At 37.7% G+C, this 19,574-nt stretch carries 16 protein-coding genes; 11 read left to right on the top strand and 5 right to left on the bottom strand.

What is annotated here, in order from left to right; all coding sequences use genetic code 11:
* Positions 1 to 1,174 precede the first annotated feature (1,174 nt).
* The 3 genes from AC06G9_RS02140 to AC06G9_RS02130 are packed head-to-tail and all read left to right on the top strand — an operon-like array spanning position 1,175 to position 4,501.
* Entirely contained in the window at positions 1,175 to 2,353 is a 1,179-nt protein-coding gene (locus tag AC06G9_RS02140) for a glycosyltransferase family 4 protein (protein WP_480957451.1), read from the top strand.
* Positions 2,350 to 3,333 carry a lysylphosphatidylglycerol synthase transmembrane domain-containing protein gene (locus AC06G9_RS02135; protein WP_346569197.1) on the top strand — a complete coding sequence of 328 codons (984 nt, stop codon included), beginning with the start codon at positions 2,350 to 2,352 and terminating at the stop codon, positions 3,331 to 3,333. The genes AC06G9_RS02140 and AC06G9_RS02135 overlap by 4 nt, the downstream gene beginning before the upstream one ends.
* Before the next feature lies 1 nt (position 3,334).
* Positions 3,335 to 4,501: a glycosyltransferase family 4 protein gene (locus AC06G9_RS02130; protein WP_480957450.1), complete on the top strand. Its 1,167-nt coding sequence runs from the start codon at positions 3,335 to 3,337 to the stop codon at positions 4,499 to 4,501.
* Between the two features lie 79 nt (positions 4,502 to 4,580).
* Here the strand turns inward: AC06G9_RS02130 and AC06G9_RS02125 are convergent, their stop codons facing one another.
* A complete protein-coding gene (locus AC06G9_RS02125; RefSeq protein WP_346569199.1) occupies positions 4,581 to 5,744 on the bottom strand; it encodes an acyl-CoA dehydrogenase family protein in 1,164 nt (387 codons plus the stop codon).
* A gap of 87 nt (positions 5,745 to 5,831) precedes the next feature.
* On the opposite strand from AC06G9_RS02125, the gene amaB reads away from it, so the two are divergent.
* From amaB to AC06G9_RS02110, 3 genes are all read left to right on the top strand, one after another.
* Positions 5,832 to 7,361, top strand: coding sequence for an L-piperidine-6-carboxylate dehydrogenase (gene amaB / locus AC06G9_RS02120; RefSeq protein WP_480957449.1), 1,530 nt, complete (start codon positions 5,832 to 5,834; stop codon positions 7,359 to 7,361).
* 25 nt (positions 7,362 to 7,386) lie between these two features.
* A complete protein-coding gene (gene lat / locus AC06G9_RS02115) occupies positions 7,387 to 8,673 on the top strand; it encodes an L-lysine 6-transaminase (protein ID WP_480957448.1) in 1,287 nt (428 codons plus the stop codon).
* 73 nt (positions 8,674 to 8,746) lie between these two features.
* Positions 8,747 to 9,007, top strand: a complete 261-nt coding sequence (locus tag AC06G9_RS02110) for a hypothetical protein (RefSeq protein WP_346569202.1) — start codon at positions 8,747 to 8,749, stop codon at positions 9,005 to 9,007.
* Positions 9,008 to 9,027: 20 nt separating this feature from the next.
* Here the strand turns inward: AC06G9_RS02110 and AC06G9_RS02105 are convergent, their stop codons facing one another.
* From AC06G9_RS02105 to AC06G9_RS02095, 3 genes are all read right to left on the bottom strand, one after another.
* Positions 9,028 to 10,017, bottom strand: a complete 990-nt coding sequence (locus AC06G9_RS02105) for a hypothetical protein (RefSeq protein WP_480957447.1) — start codon at positions 10,015 to 10,017, stop codon at positions 9,028 to 9,030.
* Between the two features lie 90 nt (positions 10,018 to 10,107).
* Positions 10,108 to 12,219: a type IA DNA topoisomerase gene (locus tag AC06G9_RS02100; protein WP_248754882.1), complete on the bottom strand. Its 2,112-nt coding sequence runs from the start codon at positions 12,217 to 12,219 to the stop codon at positions 10,108 to 10,110.
* Between the two features lie 83 nt (positions 12,220 to 12,302).
* A complete protein-coding gene (locus AC06G9_RS02095; protein ID WP_045754927.1) occupies positions 12,303 to 13,667 on the bottom strand; it encodes a deoxyguanosinetriphosphate triphosphohydrolase in 1,365 nt (454 codons plus the stop codon).
* A 134-nt stretch (positions 13,668 to 13,801) separates the two neighbouring features.
* Between AC06G9_RS02095 and AC06G9_RS02090 the strand changes: the two genes are divergently transcribed.
* Complete coding sequence (locus AC06G9_RS02090; RefSeq protein WP_248754883.1) at positions 13,802 to 14,860, top strand: aldose epimerase family protein; 1,059 nt, start codon at positions 13,802 to 13,804, stop codon at positions 14,858 to 14,860.
* A 79-nt stretch (positions 14,861 to 14,939) separates the two neighbouring features.
* Here the strand turns inward: AC06G9_RS02090 and argH are convergent, their stop codons facing one another.
* Positions 14,940 to 16,274 carry an argininosuccinate lyase gene (argH, locus tag AC06G9_RS02085; protein ID WP_153194253.1) on the bottom strand — a complete coding sequence of 445 codons (1,335 nt, stop codon included), beginning with the start codon at positions 16,272 to 16,274 and terminating at the stop codon, positions 14,940 to 14,942.
* A gap of 511 nt (positions 16,275 to 16,785) precedes the next feature.
* Here argH and rbfA point away from each other — a divergent pair.
* From rbfA to AC06G9_RS02065, 4 genes are read left to right on the top strand one after another with little or no spacing between them, the layout of a single operon-like run.
* Complete coding sequence (rbfA, locus tag AC06G9_RS02080; protein WP_045754929.1) at positions 16,786 to 17,157, top strand: 30S ribosome-binding factor RbfA; 372 nt, start codon at positions 16,786 to 16,788, stop codon at positions 17,155 to 17,157.
* A 30-nt stretch (positions 17,158 to 17,187) separates the two neighbouring features.
* Entirely contained in the window at positions 17,188 to 17,844 is a 657-nt protein-coding gene (aat, locus tag AC06G9_RS02075; RefSeq protein WP_293928347.1) for a leucyl/phenylalanyl-tRNA--protein transferase, read from the top strand.
* Positions 17,828 to 18,919: an aminotransferase class V-fold PLP-dependent enzyme gene (locus tag AC06G9_RS02070; protein ID WP_480957446.1), complete on the top strand. Its 1,092-nt coding sequence runs from the start codon at positions 17,828 to 17,830 to the stop codon at positions 18,917 to 18,919. The genes aat and AC06G9_RS02070 overlap by 17 nt, the downstream gene beginning before the upstream one ends.
* 1 nt (position 18,920) lies before the next feature.
* A complete protein-coding gene (locus AC06G9_RS02065; RefSeq protein ID WP_045754932.1) occupies positions 18,921 to 19,568 on the top strand; it encodes a hypothetical protein in 648 nt (215 codons plus the stop codon).
* Positions 19,569 to 19,574 lie beyond the last annotated feature (6 nt).

Below are 19,574 nucleotides of genomic sequence, written 5' to 3'. Positions count from 1 at the left end.
AATTGAACAGGTTGATTTTTTTAACTTTCGTTGTTTCTCAACACTACTCGTTACGTTACATGATTATATTTTTAAAGAACTTTCTTCGCTCCCGCATCTCGCTTCGGCTTTATATGATGTCGGCATTGCGCCGGTATCGGTCTTGTTTGTTTTCCCTTCGTTTCCGTTGGGACTGCAAAGGTAGAAATCTTTTTGGTATCTCCAAAATAAATGTGAAAATTTATTTTTTTGTTTTCCTTAAGTTTCTGCGTTTAAACTAAATTAAACCCTTCTTTTTTCAGTGCTTCCCCTCTCGGATCGGCCGTTCCTCCCTTGCGGAGTGGTGCAAAGATAGGAACTTTTATACTTCACTTCCTAATGTTTTCCGGAAATAGTTTACCGCGACACGGTAAAGGGCTAGAAATGTGACCGATAATTTATCTGGATGCCACCTGATGAGCATGCTGGGTCGGATATGGATTACCTTTTGCTATGGATCACATTGTTAGTTGGTCTGGGGCCATCTGTGTGCGGACACGCCCGTCACCCGTTCATATATGGGTTCTTCACACAAATACTGCGTTACTCGGTTACTAGGTTACTATGTCACTTGATCACTCCGTCACTATGTTACTTAATTAATGCGTCACATCACCCGATCCCTCCGTTAGTTTACAATATATATATAAGATCTTAAAGACAAATTCTGACCAACTACATACCAACTTCACTATTAAATGGGGAATACACCAGACATTACTTAGGGTTTATAGGGAGTTAGTAGGGATATACCCCTACTAACCCCCTATAAACCCCCTGTTATCCCCCTACTATACCGGTATTAAATACGAAGTTGGTCAGAATTTAGTATGCTTTTATAGTAGAACACTATACAGGTACATTGACTCTTATATAGCGTATCAAATTTTCATTGAAATATGATCGATATAAAAAACATACTATTAAATAACTCACACCTAGTTCTACAGGAATGAGGCCAGGGTGAATACAGCAAGATGCATCATCATATTGCTATTAAATGAAAAATAAGGATGGACAAAAATGAAATCGGTATGTAAATCAACATTCAACTGATCTTGTGATAATATCGGGATAATATAAAAACCATCATTTGTTCATCTAGGCTTATTCATAAGGAAACATAGAGCTCTTTACTTTGAATAAATAATTCACCATGATAAGAGTTGCTTTTTTTGCCGAAATCATGATTCCAGATTTTGATGGAGCTGCACGTACAATTTTTCAGCTTGTCGACCGCATCGATAAAAATAGATTTGAGTTTTTGTTTATTTATGGCACAGGACCAGATCAAATACAAGATTTTGAATGTATGAAAATACCGTCTTTAAGTATTCCCATACAGCAAAACTATACTATGGCTATTCCAGCCTTGGTAGATCAACGTATTCGGAAAAGACTACAAGATTTCAATCCTGACATTATTCATATCGCCACACCTTCACTTTTAGGATTTTATGCACAGCGCTATGCTCTAAAAAACCAAAAACCGGTGATCAGTATTTACCACACACACTTCGTAAGCTATATTGATTATTATCTTAAACATTTTTCTTTCTTAGTCGGCCCAACAAAGAAAAGGATTATTCAAACACAGAATAAATTCTATAATAACTGTGACAAGGTCTATGTACCTACAACTAGTATTGTATCTGAACTCACAAAAATGGGTATCAACCCGACCTTGATGCAGATCTGGAAACGAGGAATTGACAACACCTTGTTTTCACCTAATAAAAAGGATGAAAATTGGATGGCAGAAATAACGGGAAACAATTATCCAACAATACTATTTGCCAGTCGTCTTGTATGGGAAAAGAACTTAAAAACACTGATCGACATCTACAGCTTATTAAAGCAACAATCTATTCCCTTAAATTTTATTGTTGCGGGTGATGGTTCGGCGATGGATGCATGTCGTCAAAGTATGCCCGATGCACTTTTTTTAGGTAAACTAAATCATGATGATCTCGCGAAGTTATATGCTTCCTCAACTTTATTTGTTTTTCCTTCTCATTCAGAAACTTACGGCAATGTTGTGATTGAGGCTATGGCATCGGCTCTTCCTTGTGTTATTGCAGATGGCGGTGGTTCTGCAGACCTCGTAACTGAAGGTGTTAACGGTTTTAAGTGTAAATCTAAAGATGCCGCGGCGTTTGTCAAACGCATTATACAATTATTAAGAGATAAACAACTTAGAAATGACATTGGAAATGCTGGATTGCAATTTAGTAAATCAATGGATTGGAATTCATTAGCAGCTGTATATTTTGAGGAACTCGAACAAATGAGTATGGATGCGGCAGATTCCATGATTAAATTTCAGGCAGGTTGATACGGATAAAAATTTTAAAATCAATACTTGTTCTGCTCCTTATTATTTCTTTATCTGTTTTCATTAGCCATATCGATCTGGGAGCAGTATTAAAGGAAGTTGCTCATATGGGTTGGAACTTGGTTTGGATTATCGTTATTACTGGTCTGGCTTATCTTTTTGGAACTGCTGGATGGCAAAACTGCTTTATTGAAAAACCAAAAAGATTATCTTTATGGCAGCTATTTTGTATTCGGCACATTGGTGAAACGATAGGCTTATTCAATCCAACCAGTATAATAGGTGGTGATTATATTAAAACCGTTCTCCTAAAACCTACGGGTACCTCTCCACAAGAGATTGTCAATTCTGTGCTCATATCCCGCTTTTTAGCCATTACAACACAATTTTCATTATTTGGCATTACCGGTTTTTGGTTCTTAACCAGCTCTTTTAATAAAAATATACCTGACCAAACGCTTGTGATCTTATGGATATTGGTCATCGCACTCTTTTCAATTCCTCTGATTATCTTTTTTCTACTCAAAAGGTCTAAAAAACTACAGGTTGCATCGGCATTATCATGCAAATTTTTCAGAAGGCTCAGTATACGCCTTCAGCTCGTGCTCAATGCGGTTTTGGTATTTCATCAAAGTCAACCTTATAAATGTTATCGGGCTTATCTTTATTTTTTTCTGCACTGGGTTGTTGGAGCTTTTGAGCTTTTCCTTATTATATATTTTTCTGGAATTACGATTCCGATTGTACTGAGTCAATTTATGGACATGGGTATTGTGATTATCAAAAGTTTTGGTGCTTTTATTCCAGCTCAAATCGGTATTGAGGAATTTGGCAATAGGTTACTATTGACTAGTGCTGGTATTTATACGATTCAAGTATGGTTGATCATCGCTTTAATCAGGCGTTCACGACAAGTTTTTTGGATCATTTTTGGTTTTTTTGCTTATCTCGGACTTAAAAAAAGGTTGTCGACATCCTAAAATGGAAATTCTCTTCATCAGTCACAAGTTTCCTCCAGCTATCGGAGGTATGGAAAAACAGAGCTTTGAGCTCATTAATGGGATGAGCTCTCTCACTCCAGTTCATCAAATCGTTTATCAAGGGAATGAATCTATTCTGCGATTCTTTTTTCTACTGAATAAACGAATTTTAGCAGTTTTGGATAGACATCCGAACGTCCGACTTATACACTTTAATGATGGCTTAGTTGCGAGCTTGTCTTTACGGCACCGAGGGTATGATCACTTAAAAAAAGTCGTGACGATTCATGGTCTTGATGTAGTGTTTCCTTTGAGGCATTTCCAGAAGAAAATTATTCCTCAGTTCAATCGTTTTGATAAAATTATTGCTGTCAGTCAAGCGACAAAACAAGCTGCTATTGATCGGGGAATTGACCCAAACAAAATTGATGTTATTGCAAATGGTGTGGACCATCATCTCGTTATGGATCCTCACATTGCGATTGATGTTATTTTAAAGAAATATAAGATTGACAAGGATGCGAATAAATTGATCATTGCACTTGGAAGACCTGTAAAACGGAAAGGCATTTCTTGGTTTATAAAACATGTTCTTCCACAATTACCTGCCGGCTATAAACTTATTTTAATCGGTCCTTTTACTATGACCGCAACATGGAAAGAGAAATTACTCTATGCCTTACCCCACCCTGTGCAACATCTTGTATTTTTATTCCTGGGATTTCCATCAGACCAGAAGGTCATACGTCAATATTTAAGAAATCCTGATTATCAAGATCGATTACAGCATATCGGAAAAATTCCCCTTGTAGATGTACAGTCTTTGCTTTGTCATTCTGGACTTTTTATCATGCCTAATATCAAAGTTGATGGCGATATGGAAGGTTTTGGTTTAGTATGCCTGGAGGCAAGTATCTGCGGGGCGACCGTATTTGCTTCGGATCTTGAAGGTATCTCTGATGCTATTGTTCATCAGAAAAATGGATTCCTACTTCCTACAGGGGAGGCTGATCGCTGGATTTCGGAAATCAAAGATGCCCTTGATGATCCTTTGCTTCTACAGAATAGAAGCAAAGAATTTCAAGCGTATTCATTACAGCATTATAGCTGGGAGAAAATGTCTAAAGCTTATTTCACTTTGTTTCAAGATATCATTCAATGTGGATAGATCATCTATTATGAGGTGACATCTTATCATCGCTCATTAGGCGTGGTATTACAATCTTAATCCTATTATTAAATCCAACTTAAAAAGCACTTAATCCCGTGATATCATTGCCTGTGATCAATAGGTGGATATCATGTGTTCCTTCATAAGTAATGACAGATTCTAAATTCATCATGTGCCGCATCATCGGAAAATCACCGACAATCCCCATCGCTCCTAGTATCTGTCTTGATTCTCTAGCGATTTCTAATGCCATATGTACATTATTCCGTTTTGCCATCGAGATCTGTGCCGGCGTAGCTTTTCCTTCATTTTTCAGTACGCCCAAGCGCCATGCTAATAATTGGGCTTTTGTTATTTCTGTCAGAAATTCTGCGAGTTTTTTTTGCTGTAATTGATAAGAGGCTATTGGCTTGCCAAACTGTTCTCTTTCCAAAGCATATTTTACTGCGGTTTGATAACAATCAATTGCTGCTCCAATGACTCCCCATGAAATGCCGTAACGAGCAGAGTTTAAACAGGAAAATGGACCACGGAGTGAATTTACTTCGGGTAAGATATTTTCTAAAGGTATTTCTACGTTTTGAAAAATCAACTCGCCTGTCTTCGATGCACGTAGCGACCATTTATTCGCTGTTTCAGGAGTCGTGAATCCTTCCATATTGCGCTCGACGATACATCCTCTTATTTTATCCTGTTCGTCTCTTGCCCATACGATCGCGATATCACATATTGGGGCATTTGTAATCCACATCTTGGCGCCATTGAGGATATATTTTCCATCCTTTTTGAGCAATCGCGTTTCCATCGCTGCAGGGTCTGATCCGTGATTGGGCTCAGTCAAGCCGAAGCTACCGATGTAGGTTCCGCTGGCTAGTTTTGGGAGATAGTTTTGCTTTTGTGCTTCACTTCCAAATGTAAAGATAGGATACATGACTAAGGATGATTGTACAGATGCTGCCGATCGGATGGCTGAATCACCTGCCTCCAATTCCTGCATGATGATCCCATAAGCTATCTGATCTAAACCTGCTCCACCGTATTGTTGTGGAATATATGGTCCTAATGCTCCAATAGCTCCAAGTTTCAACATCAAATTGGGAATATCATGATGATGTTGAGCCGCATCGTTTATGACTGGTTTTATTTCCGTGCTGACGAAATCGCGAATGGACTGGCGAATGAGCTTGTTTTCGTCTGATAAGAGCTCATCTATATTGAAATAATCGCATGTTAAGTTCATACTAATCATAATTTAATATCTAAATATAGCCAATATTTCGAATATAATTCACTATATTTAAAATATTAACGAACAATATAAACCAATATGATAATACAAGAATTAAAAGAATTGGGTATCCTATCGACCAATTTGGGTTCGTCTACAGGCCAAAATTGGTTTGCAACTGGTCAAAATATTATTTCCAGTTCTCCTGTCGATGCGCAGGCAATTGCTACAGTGACTTGTTCTTCTCATGATGATTATAATCAAATATGTGCACAAGCACAACAAGCGTATGCCACTTGGCGATTAGTACCTGCTCCACAGAGAGGAGAAGTGATCCGATTATTTGGCGAGAAATTGAGAGCGCTAAAGCCTGCTCTTGGTAAACTTGTTTCTTATGAAATGGGTAAATCCCTGCAAGAAGGTATGGGTGAGGTACAGGAAATGATTGACATCTGTGATTTTGCTGTTGGTTTATCGCGTCAGCTCTACGGTTCAACGATTCATTCGGAGCGCCCCTCTCATCGGATGTATGATCAATACCATCCTTTAGGGATTGTGGGTATTATTTCTGCTTTCAACTTTCCTGTTGCTGTTTGGGCATGGAATACGGCTCTAGCCTTAATTTGTGGAGATGTCGTGATTTGGAAACCCAGCGAAAAAACACCTTTATGTGCAATCGCGTGCCAACGGATTCTAGCGGATGTGCTCAAACATAAAAATTTACCAGAAGGTATTTCGAATTTAGTAATTGGTGATAAGGTCGTCGGAGAATGGATGGTCAATGATCGCCATATCCCCTTAATATCGGCTACTGGCTCTACGCGAATGGGTAAAATAGTTGCTCAACAGGTTGCTGGAAGGTTAGGAAAAACTATTTTAGAACTCGGCGGCAACAATGCCATTATCATTACGCCTGATGCGGATCTGAATATGACCACCATTGGAGCTCTGTTTGGCGCCGTTGGTACAGCAGGCCAGCGCTGTACTTCTACCCGTAGACTCATTATTCATGAACATGTCTATGAACAGGTGAAAGCTTCATTGGTAAAGGCTTACGCTCAACTTAAGATTGGGGATCCGCTACTTCCTGAAAATCATGTCGGTCCACTGATTGATAAGATGGCGGTTGAACATTATTTGGATGCACTTTCGGAAATCGAGAAACAGGGCGGTAAACTTATTGTTGCAGGCGGAGTGTTAACAGGCAAAGGTTTTGAAAGTGGCTGTTATGTTAAGCCTGCTATTGCAGAGGTCGAAAATCATTATGAAATCGTCCAAAAAGAAACTTTTGCTCCTATTCTTTATTTAATCAAATATAAAGGGGATGTTTTGGATGCTATCGCCATTCAAAATGATGTCAAACAAGGGTTATCCTCAGCCATTATGACCAACAATCTGCGAGAAGCTGAGCTGTTTTTAAGTGCGCAGGGTTCGGATTGCGGTATTGCGAATGTCAATATCGGAACTTCTGGAGCTGAGATTGGTGGTGCTTTTGGTGGTGAAAAAGACACTGGAGGTGGACGGGAGTCGGGTTCAGATGCTTGGAAAGCATATATGCGCAGACAGACCAACACCATTAATTATAGCACGGAGCTCCCCTTAGCACAAGGGATTACGTTTAATCTTTAATATTGACTTTTTAATTGATAACAGTATGAGTACAGTTCACGAAATATTATCCAAACATTTACTAGCCGATGGCTTTCCAATTGTCATGGATATGGAAAAATCACACGGCTCTTATTTAGTTGATCAAAAAGGAGATGCATATCTCGACTTATTTAGCATGTTTGCTTCGGTCGCCATTGGTTATAACCATCCTCATCTCTTAGCACAAAAGGAATTTTTAGGTAAAATGGCGATTAATAAACCTGCGTTATCCGATATCTATCCTAAAGAGTTCGCTGATTTTATGGAAGTCTTCGAACGTGTGGCTATGCCCAAAGAATTACAGTATTGCTTTTTTATTGCTGGAGGAACTTTGGCTGTAGAAAACACGTTAAAAGCTGCATTTGATTGGAAAACAAGATTAAATTTGGCACAAGGTATCGAAAAAGAGGCTTCTCAGGTTATTCACTTTAAAGAAGCATTTCATGGCAGATCGGGTTATACCCTTTCGTTGACCAATACGAAAGACCCAAGAAAATACATGTATTTTCCAAAATTTAACTGGCCAAGGATTACCAATCCAAAATTGACATTTCCGGTTACGGAAACAGTATTACAAGGAGTCATTGAAAAAGAAAAAATGGCCATTCGAGAAATCAGAAATGCACTTGTTCAATATCCGAATGATATCGCCTGTATCATTATCGAGCCGATCCAAGCGGAAGGTGGTGATAATCATTTTAGAAAAGAATTTTTTCAGTCCTTACGCGATATTTGTGATGAGCATGATATTCTATTGATTTTTGATGAAGTCCAAACAGGGATTGGTTTGACCGGTTCGATGTGGGCCTATCAGCATATTGGAGTTGTTCCCGATTTAGTTGCATTTGGCAAGAAAACTCAGGTCTGTGGATTACTTGCTAATAAGGACAAGTTTGATCGAGTAGAAAAACATGTTTTTCAAGAATCTTCGCGCATCAATTCAACATTTGGAGGGGACTTTACGGATATGATGCGTTTTAAACTGATATTAGAAGTCATAGAGCAGGAAAACTTAATTGAACTTATCACGCAGAAGGGAGCCTATTTTATGCAACAGCTCGAAACGTTAGCGATTCATCATCCGCAGATCAGTAATATTAGGGGACAAGGTTTATTTATTGCTTTCGATTTTGAAAATGAACAGGTAAGAGATCAATTTATTAAAGATGCATTTGCAGAAAAACTGATCTTATTGGGGTGTGGAAAGCTTTCTATTCGTTTTAGACCGCATCTGAATATCCTTATGGAGGAAATTGATGCAGCCATTGCGATTATGAATCGCATCTTATAACAGGTTCTTCTGTATAAAGCTTCGCCATATTCAATGAATCTCTTTACATTTGCGTTTATTATCAATATAACATATGGATGCAGGTAGATTAGCTTTGGTTCAATTGGTGACTATTATTCATTTTGCTTTAATGGCCATTGCGTTATTCCGATTATTTAGACTCAAGGATGTAACTGGAGGATTTGTTATCTTATCCATCTTGGGATTATGTGTTCCCATACTTGGCCCTTTTGCACTGATTTTGATTGTCAATAAGAAGAAAAAGGAGGCAGATCTGGAAGAAGCTAAAAAAAGAAGCTCTCCAGTACAAAAAAAGAAAAAAGCCCGTAAATAATCTTTAAGGGCTTTTTCTTTTTATCCTAATGGGAGTTCAATTGCTTCACGTGGAACGAAATTTCCATTTTCATCCGTAATAAAACTCATGGGTTCATCTGGGTTCTTAATGATTTCAAATAAAAGAAATCCCCAAGGTTTCCAAAAATTCTCTAATACTTGTCCATAGACCTTTACCTGCCAATGATCAAAGATTGGTTTCATCGACATATCTGCCAGGGGCATCGGTTCGACATAAATCATCTTTGGTGTATTCAAATAGGTGTATTCGGGAAGGCGATTAAACAAATAAACAGAATAAAAATAGCGCGCTGCCAGTTCTTCAAATTGAATGGGATGCAATGTTTGATTATCGACCAATCTTAATACATCTTCGTGATAGATATTATTGGTCGCATTGTCTTGCAAACAAGCCACGATTCCAAAATCCTTCATTCTCAACGAGAATATCAAGGTGTTGATTTCATCGCGATAATTGAAGGTCTCTAGCGGATTGTCCACTTGGCTGATGAAGATCGAAAATGGATATGTTCCTTCAAATTCCATGGGTTGCAATAGCGATTGCAACATGGCATGTAGGTTTTTGAATTTTTGAGCTAGAACTTGTGAAAAATTCATTTCCTCTCCCGTCAAGGTTTGTTGACGAATACCGGTTTGAATTTCATTGAAAACTACGCCGTACAATATTTTCGACATCCACTGAAATAAGGTGATTTGAGGTAATGCACGCACGGCATCGTAGCCTGCTGCAAAAGCACGCTCTACTTCAGATTCCATTTTTTCAATGGCTAATGCGGCATCTATTGAACAAGGAAGCTTTAAACTTTTATAAGTAACGATGGATTCGTCCAACATCTTAAAAGGTTTTTCCTCGAGATCAAAAGCACGCATCATCCATACGGGGAAAACCTGAATTTGTTCGTCTAAAGAGGAAAGCTCCTGCCCTGTCAAAAAACAGGTTTTATTATCAAACTTAAATGTTTTAAATGGATTGTATAGTGATGTTGACATATAGTGGACAAAGGTACAGGTTTTATAAAAAGTTAAGTCATCACAAAATAAAAATTCAAATTATGAAAAAATGATTTGATATAAATTGACCTACTGTACTCCTACTTTGAAATTTTCAAAGATTAAGGTTCCTTCAATAGTATTTCCTTCTTTGGTCTTAATCCCTTTTAAGGTTGATGTTCTCCCTTTTTCTAATAGATTTTTCATCTCCTTTTCTTCCAATAAAACACCATTTAACGTACGCCATATTTTAAAATCACAGCCTCTGGCATAATGGTCACATTGCGCAACTTTGTCAAATAATTGAATTTGTCCTGCTGCACATTTTGGGCATTTTATCTTTCCTTTTTGCAGGGGCTTGATCTCTTCATGTGCGATAGAGATGCGCAGTTGGAGTAATTCTTTTGTGATGCGTTCGGTATAGTCTTTTATATGCTTCATAAAGACTTCGTATGAAACCTTATTAGCACGCATTTCTTCTAATTTCTGTTCCCATTTACCTGTTAAGGTTACTTTGGCAATGGAACGATCTTTGACCAAATTGTAAACGGTCAATCCCTTATCTGTGGGGATGAGTTTCTTTTTATCGCGTTTAATGTAGTCTCTTTGAAATAAGGTTTCGATTGTTGCTGCACGTGTAGCTGGTGTACCCAATCCACAATCTTTCATGGCTTGACGCATCTCATCGTCATCAATTTCTTTACCTGAAGTTTCCATTGCTTTTAGCAACGATGCTTCCGTATGTATGGGTTTTGCTTTGGTAAATCTTTCGGATAATTCCAGCGATAAGATTTCCAATAGCTCATTGGCTATCAATTTGGGCAATTGCGCGTTTTCATTATCTTGATCTTCGGTGTTTTTATCTTCGTCCGGCAATTCAACCTGATCTGCAGAGAGTCTCCATCCGTACTGCTTGATTACAGTTCCTTTTGCAATCAATTCGACCCCTGCTGCGTTGATCACAACTGTGGTAATATCTTTTAAGCATACATCAGAAAAACTTTCAACCATACGCTTAGCGATCATATTGTAGATATTCCGCTGTTCTTGTACTAAAGCCCCTGGTTTTTCGTCTGTTACCAAAAGGGCATGGTGATCGGTTACTTTCTTTTCATCTACGGATCTTTTATTCAACTTTGCTCCAATGAGATTTCGCGAAATCGTTGCGATACCCTCTTCCGCTGTATCGGCTAAATGCTGGAATAATTCTTCAATCTGTTCGAACACATCTTCTCCTATATAACGTGATCCAGTACGTGGATAAGTAATTACTTTTTTCTCATAAAGTGCCTGTGCTATATTCAGAGTTTGATCTGCAGAATATCCATACTTTTTATTGGCGTCCTGCTGTAAGGATGTTAAATCAAATAGTAACGGTGGTTGTTCTTTGGTTTCTTTTGCTTCAACTTTAGTTACTAAGGCTTCTGAGCCAACTGTAATTTTAGCAATCGATTCTTCTGCTAGCTCTTTTTTATCTATTTTTTCGGAAGTGGCTTTGAACTTGATATTTTCTTTTTCAAAGCCAGCTTGAATTTTATAAAATGTTTGAGGTTTAAAATCTTTATTTTCTAGATAGCGGGAACAGATCATGGCCAATGTCGGCGTCTGCACTCGACCTAGAGAAAGTAAGCCGCGATTTCCGGCAGCAAGCGTGATAGCCTGAGTGGCATTGATACCAATAAGCCAATCTGATTCTGAACGGGAACGCGCCGACATATACAAACTATCATATTCTGTTCCTTCCTTCAGATTTGCGAACCCTTCTTTAATTGCTTTGTCCGTCTGCGAGGAAATCCATAAGCGCTTAAAGGGAACTGTTGCTCCGAGGTAATAGTAAATATTCCGGAAAATCAATTCTCCTTCTCGTCCAGCATCGGTTGCTACGATCACTTCTTCTGCTTTATCTAACAAATATTTAATGGTATTCAGCTGTTTTAATGCACCGGCATCATCGATTTGCTTACCATCGCGTTTTAGCTTTTTAGATTCCAATTTAAATTCTGTTGGAATAATAGGCAAGTTAGCGATTGACCAATTATGAAATCCATAAGCTTGTGGTGTGCATAATTGCACCAGATGTCCAAAAGCATAGGTGAAAGCATAACCATTTCCTGAAATATAACCATCATTGGTTTCTTTTGCTCCCATAACTCGGGCCAAATCTCGTGCAACGGATGGTTTTTCGGCAATAACGACTTTCATATTTTATGTTTAGATAAAAAACAAGATTGCAAAAACAGATGTTTTTACAATCCTGCTATTTTTAATATTGTATTGTATTAAGCTTAGTCTATGGAAGGAATAATGATTCCTGTTATCTTACGATATAAATCTATCGCATAGACATCTGTCATTCCTGACACAAAATCCAAAACGGATCTAATTTTAGAATAAGAATCCTCTTGGTCTGTATAAAATTGATGAGGGATTAGTGCGACTAATTTTTCATCATAACTGTTTTTATTTTTTTTGAGATAAGCTGGAACAAATTCAGACAACAAAGCATTCATGACTTTATAACCTGCGACCTCAATCTGTACCACTGTAGGCGCATTGTAAATCTTCGCTACTGATATTTTATTAATCTTTTTAAGATGTGCTACAACTTCTGCATCTAACGCATCCATCAAGGCACTAGGAAAAGTTCCTTTTAATAATTGATCTTGCTCATTATAAAATACTTCAACACATGCTCTAGTTAAAGTATTGATTGCTTTTGCTCTCAAAAGCGCTACTCGGCTAGCGGTGTCGTAAAGTGAATCCAAACGAGCTCGTAGATCTTCTCCTCCACAAAGGGGGAGTAATAAATCTTCGACCTCGGGATATGATAATATTTTCAAATGATGTGCATCTTCCAGATCAATGATATTATAACAAATATCATCTGCAGCCTCTACCAAATAGACTAAAGGATGGCGTAAGTAGCCTTTGGTATTGGTAGGATCTTCCAATAGTCCTAACTCAGCTGCTATTGTTTCAAATGTTTCCCGCTCGGATGCAAAGTAGCCATATTTTTTACGATGATGATTTTTTTTAATGTGTCCATCAATCGCGGCGCATGGATATTTCACAATAGATGCTAATGAGGTATATGTTAAAGCGAATCCTTTATCATCTTTGCCATTAAAAGGATGGGTCAATATCCGCAATGCATTGGCATTACCTTCGAAGTGTGTCAAATCTGCCCACTCTTCTTTGGTTACTTGCTCTTGGTACTTACGACCGTCCCCCTCTGTAAAATAAGTTGAAATAGCCGCTTCTCCCGAGTGTCCAAATGCGGGGTTGCCCAAATCATGTGAGAGACATGCTGCAGAGACCATATTTCCGACTTCTTGAAGGTAGGGATAGTGTTCATCGATTTCAGGATCTGCATCTTTCATCTTGGTATAGAACAGACGCCCCAGAGATCGACCGACACTGGCTACTTCTAAACTATGGGTCAATCTATTGTGTACAAATACAGCGCCTGGTAAAGGAAAAACTTGTGTTTTATTCTGCAATCTTCTAAATGGTGAAGAAAAAATCAATCTATCGTAATCACGTTGAAATTCTGACCGTGCTATTAAATGACTATCGCTAACACGATGCTCATAACCCCAACGTTTTGCGGATAGTAATTGTTTCCAATTCATACTTGTATTTACAGACATATTGCAAATATACATTTTTTGATTTTCTAACTGCTGTGGGTTTTTGCAAATTGATTTTTTATAAATATCCAGAATCGTTTTTTAAAAAGTTAATAATCTTTATCTTTAACAAGGAATCAAAAACAATCACCATCATGAGTCATTATCATTTGCCTTCAATCCATAATTTCACCAGTACTTTAAACGAAAAAAACACCCATCTCATTATTTTGAAAAATACAAGGGGCATGCAAGTTGCTTTGAGCGATTATGGTGCTCGAATTGTCAGTATTCTTGTTCCTGATAACACAGGCAAACTTAGAGATGTTGCTTTGGGATTTAGCAATATAGGACTTTATTATCGGGCTGACGAGCAATTTCACGGCGTGACAGCTGGTCGATTTGCGAATCGGATCGCTCATGGAAAGTTTGAGTTAAATGGACAGGTTTATCATCTTCCTATAAATAATGGAATCAACTGTTTACATGGTGGTCCGAATGGATTTCACACCAAAATATGGGACCGTCGTGTGGGTTATGAATCTGAGGCAGAATTTTACCTGGTCTCGAAAGACGGTGAAGAGGGATTTCCTGGCAACCTGAACGTATCTGTCACGTATACCTTAACAAATGATAATGAAATCATCATAAAATACCGAGCGGATAGTGATCAGGATACGGTGATCAATCTCACGAATCATACTTATTTTAATTTAAATGGTGAAGGTTCGGGTGACATATTGAGTCATCAGTTAAAAATAGATGCTGATGCTTACCTTGCTGTCGATGAAAATCAAATTCCGATTGCGACTATTCCTGTAGAGGGAACACCATTCGATTTTAAAGAATTTAAATCAATAGCTCAGGATATCATTGCCGATGATGAACAACTGATTGGAGCGAAGGGTTATGACCATTGTTTTATCAACAATAACCCCATCTCTATGGCTTGTGCAACTGCCTATTCACCGAAATCGGGTATTCGTTTAGATGTTTTTACGACAGAACCGGGTGTACAGTTGTATACTGGAAATTGGATGACTGGAAATGATATTGGAAAATCGGGAACAGCTTATCTTCCTTATGCTGGTTTTTGTTTGGAAACACAGCATTTTCCGGATAGTCCAAATCAGCCTGAGTTCCCATCCACCTTGCTAAAAGCGGGATCAGAATTTACATCGGAGACACATTTCAAATTTTCTATCGAAAAATAGTATTAATTTGGTTAGAAAGTTAAATGGATAGAAAGTTAGATCACTTTTTAGCTTACTAACTTTCTAACCGACTAACTGTTTACGACTTCACCAACTGGCTTAGAGCATTTTCCACTTTTTCAAATCCAAATGCAGATTTTACTTCATCAAACATCCGCTGGATCTGGTCATTACCCAAGTTGCCGATACTTCCTTCGTGGGTATGGTTTACTTCTTTGGATGGTTGAAATTCGCCAGCGTCAATAGCAATTCCAATATTTTTATAGGCTTCACGGAAAGGGACACCTTTGAGCACTTCATTATTGACAACTTCTACGGAGAATAAATAATCGTATTTAGGGTCGTCTAACACATCTTTTTTTACTGATATATGCTCGAGCATAAAAGTTGCTATTTCTAAGCAATCGTTTAATGACTTGAATGCTGGAAAAAGATTCTCTTTGAGCAGTTGCAAATCACGATGATACCCTGATGGAAGATTTGTTGTCATCAATGCAATTTCATTGGGCAATGCCTGAATTTTATTACAACGAGAACGGATCAATTCGAAAACATCAGGATTCTTTTTATGAGGCATAATACTTGATCCTGTTGTCAAATGTGCAGGAAATGAGATAAAACCAAAATTTTGATTGATATATAGCGTTACATCCATCGCAAACTTTGCCAATGTTGCCGCGATAGAACTCATCGCTTGTGCTAAAATACGTTCGGTCTTCCCTCTCCCCATTTGTGCATAAACGACATTGTAATTTAAGTCATCGAATCCTAAAAGGTTGGTAGTCATGGTCCGATTTAGTGGAAAAGAAGAACCATAGCCTGCTGCTGAACCTAATGGATTTTTATTGCACACCTTCCATGCTGCCTTCATCAATTCTAAATCATCTACTAAGCTTTCGGCATATGCTCCAAACCATAATCCAAATGAGGAAGGCATCGCAATCTGCAAATGGGTATATCCGGGAATAAGAACATCTTTATATTGCTCGCTTAGGGAGATCAATTGTTGAAAAAACACCTCTGTGTTGCCAACCATATTTTGAATTTCGGTTCTGAAATACAATTTTAAATCGACCAGTACTTGATCATTTCTAGAACGTCCTGAATGAATTTTCTTTCCTGCTTCTCCAATGCGTTGGGTCAACAGCATTTCTACTTGAGAATGGACATCTTCTACAGAATCTTCGATCTCAAATTTTCCAGCACTTATTTCTTGATAGATGTTTTTCAATTCTTTTTGTACAACAGCAAGATCTTCATCGGTCATCAGTGCGATACTATTTAACATACGAGTATGGGCCAAAGAACCTAATACGTCTGCTGCTGCTAATTGTAAATCCATCACGCGATCATTACCTACAGTAAAGGATTCGACAAATGAATCAACATCTATATTTTTTTGCCAGATTTTCATTTTTTCAATACGTTATTTAAGTGCATGACAAAAATACCATTTGCAAACAAATAAAACAATTGAACTTCGGATCATCGTGCATATCGCAGTGTTTGATATGTAGATTGTAGACATTCATTTGATAGATGAGGAGGTGAAAACGTGAAAATAAAAAATATTTTTATGTTAAATGTTTGTTAAAACTCTTCAAACCGCGATAGTGAGTAAGTAGTTACTTTGTTTTTTGTTTACCCATTGTAGCAACAATTTAATTTTTATATGTTTGTATCATAAGGGAGAGTGAAAGATAAAAATATACGTTTTAAAGTTAGCAAACACTTACTTTTAAAACCGCACAAAAAACCAAACTATGATAGACCATAAAAGTCTTTAAACTTTAAGAAATTTAACCTTAACTAATTATAAACCACAATTATATAGGCATATCCATCCAAGGTATGCCTTTATTCTTTTTTATATTTATCTTTGTACCATAATAGTGTGAATTTTCACTAAACAAAAAACTAATACGATGGGAACAGAAAGTAAAAGACAACAACGTTTTGCTGGAGTATTGCAACAGGACTTGGCCGAATTACTCCAACGTGAAGGCAACAGTTGGGCTCCTGGTGCATTTATTACGGTAACACGTGTACGCGTAACGCCAGACTTAGCTATAGCGCGAGTATATTTAAGTTTTTTCAATACCAAAACGGCTCCTGAGGATTTAAAAGCCATTCGCACTAAAACAACAGAGATTCGATACAAATTGGGTTCTAAAATTAAAAATCAGGTTCGTATCGTGCCACAACTGGATTTCTTCTTGGATGATACCAATGAGTATGTAGAGCATATGGACAAAATATTTGATGAAATCAGCAAAGAAACAAGACAACCAGATTAAACAATCTGGTTTTTTTGTCTATTTTTAAAAATGGTTTTCAATTTAGATTTTGACAGTAGCCGTGTTAGCTTTCCTCATCCAAAGCTAGCTGATGAGGATGGATTGCTTGCAATTGGGGGAGACTTAAGTGTGGATCGCTTAATCTTAGCTTATGAAAATGGCATATTTCCTTGGTTTAGTGATGATAGTCCAATTATGTGGTATGCGCCGCATGAACGATTTGTCATCTTTCCTGAAAACCTTAAGATCAGTAAGAGCATGCGTCAGACCTTGAGAAGTAATAAATTTAATATTACTGTTGACCAAGCTTTTGGGGAGGTTATCGAAAATTGCGCTAAAATAAACCGCAAAGATCAAGATGGAACCTGGATCACAGCAGATATGATCCATGCGTATAGCGAATTGAATAAAATCAATTACGCTCATTCGATAGAGGTCTGGCAAAGCAATGAATTGGTCGGTGGACTTTATGGTGTTTATATCAACGAAGTTTTCTGTGGCGAAAGTATGTTTTCTATCGTATCTGATGCTTCAAAGGCAGCTCTTATTTATTTACTCACTCATTTTAAATTGAAATTTGTAGATTGTCAATTCCATACGCCGCATTTAGCTTCTATGGGAGGAACAAGCATTTCTCAACAAGAATATTTGTCTATTTTAACTGAACAGCATGCAAGTAAATTATAAATCATATTTTGATATTCCGGATGATGTTTGCTATTTAACGACGCCAGGATCAGGTCTATTACCGACAGCTTCCAAAGATTGGCGAAAAGAAAGAGATGCTGAATTTTTCAGTGCGATGACCGATTTACGGGAAAAACAAGGTGAATTTAATCAAGCTGTAAAAAAGAGCATTGGCGATTTTTTCACCATTGCGCCTGACCATGTTTATAACACGTCTAACTTCTCTACAGGTTTTAATGCTTTACTGGGAAGACTCCCGCAACAGGCAAAAGTGCTGCTACTTGAAGGTGATTATCCTTCGGTCAATTTCTCCGTCATCTTGAGAGGTTTTGAATATGTTACTGCTCAAATTGACGAACAATTGGAGGATAATATCATTGCAGCAATAAAAAAACATCAACCTAGCATATTTATCTTCAGCATCGTACAATATATTTCAGGTATTAAAATCAATCTTGAATTTATTAAACAGTTGAAAAGCCAATTTCCTGAATTGCTTATTATTGGTGATGGCACGCAATATTTTGGCACTGAAGTGTTTGACTTTTCCCAATCTGGATTTGATATGGTGGGGGCTAGTGGCTATAAATGGCTACTAGGGGGATATGGAAATGGTTTTATTCTTGCTAGTGACTACGCAAAACATATGCTTTTTCCGGATCTATCAACAGAGAACATTGAAATCGACAGCATGTGGGTGGGTAAAAATATCGATCAGCTGTATTTTGAGCCTGGACATATCGATACACTTGCACAGGGAACCTTACAGAAGGGATTGCAATTTCTTACTGAACTAGGCCTGGAAAATACAACTGCTTATACGCATCGATTGGTACAGCTGGCGAAGGACGAATTGAGCAAAAGAGGGATACTGAGCCAAACTGTCATAAACAGAGCTGAGACGAGCACCATCTTTAATTTACAGATCGATCAGGGACATTTTAATATGTTAATGGAACATCAAATCAAATGTTTCCCACGAGGCAATGGCATTAGAATCGGTTTTCATCTCTACAATGATGAGTCTGATTTAGAAAAATTATTAAAAATTATTGACACTAAAATTTTAAAATAACATGGGTTTCAAAATAGGAGATTTAGTCCGGTTTGTAGATGAACCAATTGAAGGTCATATTACATCCTTTCAATCCAATGACCTGATTGGTGTAACAGATGATACGGGGTTTGAAATACCTGTACTGGCAAGTAAATTGACATTGGTACATGGCAACATGCGTCGTGATGATGACGAACTTGCTGAGCATGCAGAGGAAGTTCCCTCAAAATTTATTGAAAAGGGTATACTATTGGCTATCTCCGGTGATCACAAAGATGGTTTAGCGAAACTGCACATCATCAATGAAACATCTTACGAACTGTTGGTGAGTATTACCGATACGAATATCAATAAAGCTAAGGGCATATTTGCCGAGAAGGTTAGCAAACATGATTCTGTCCAATTTTATTCTGGAAATTTTGCTACTGTTGGTAAATGGCCTACATTTCGTTTTCAAATCATCAAGCACAGCAATACGTTACAATCCATACAGAATCCTATTGTGAAAGAACAACGTGTTCGCCCGGTTGATCTGACCAACCCCAAGGAGGTCAACAATATTCTGGGTGAAAAAGTATGGATCTACGAACTTGATAAAGAAGAGGAGGATCTAGGTCTAGATAAATTAAAATCTCATTTTATTTCGCATCGTCCGAATAAAAAATAAGCTTGG

It is taken from the genome of Sphingobacterium sp. MAE (genome assembly GCF_056711605.1).
This window is presented reverse-complemented; position numbering and strand designations above follow the sequence as displayed.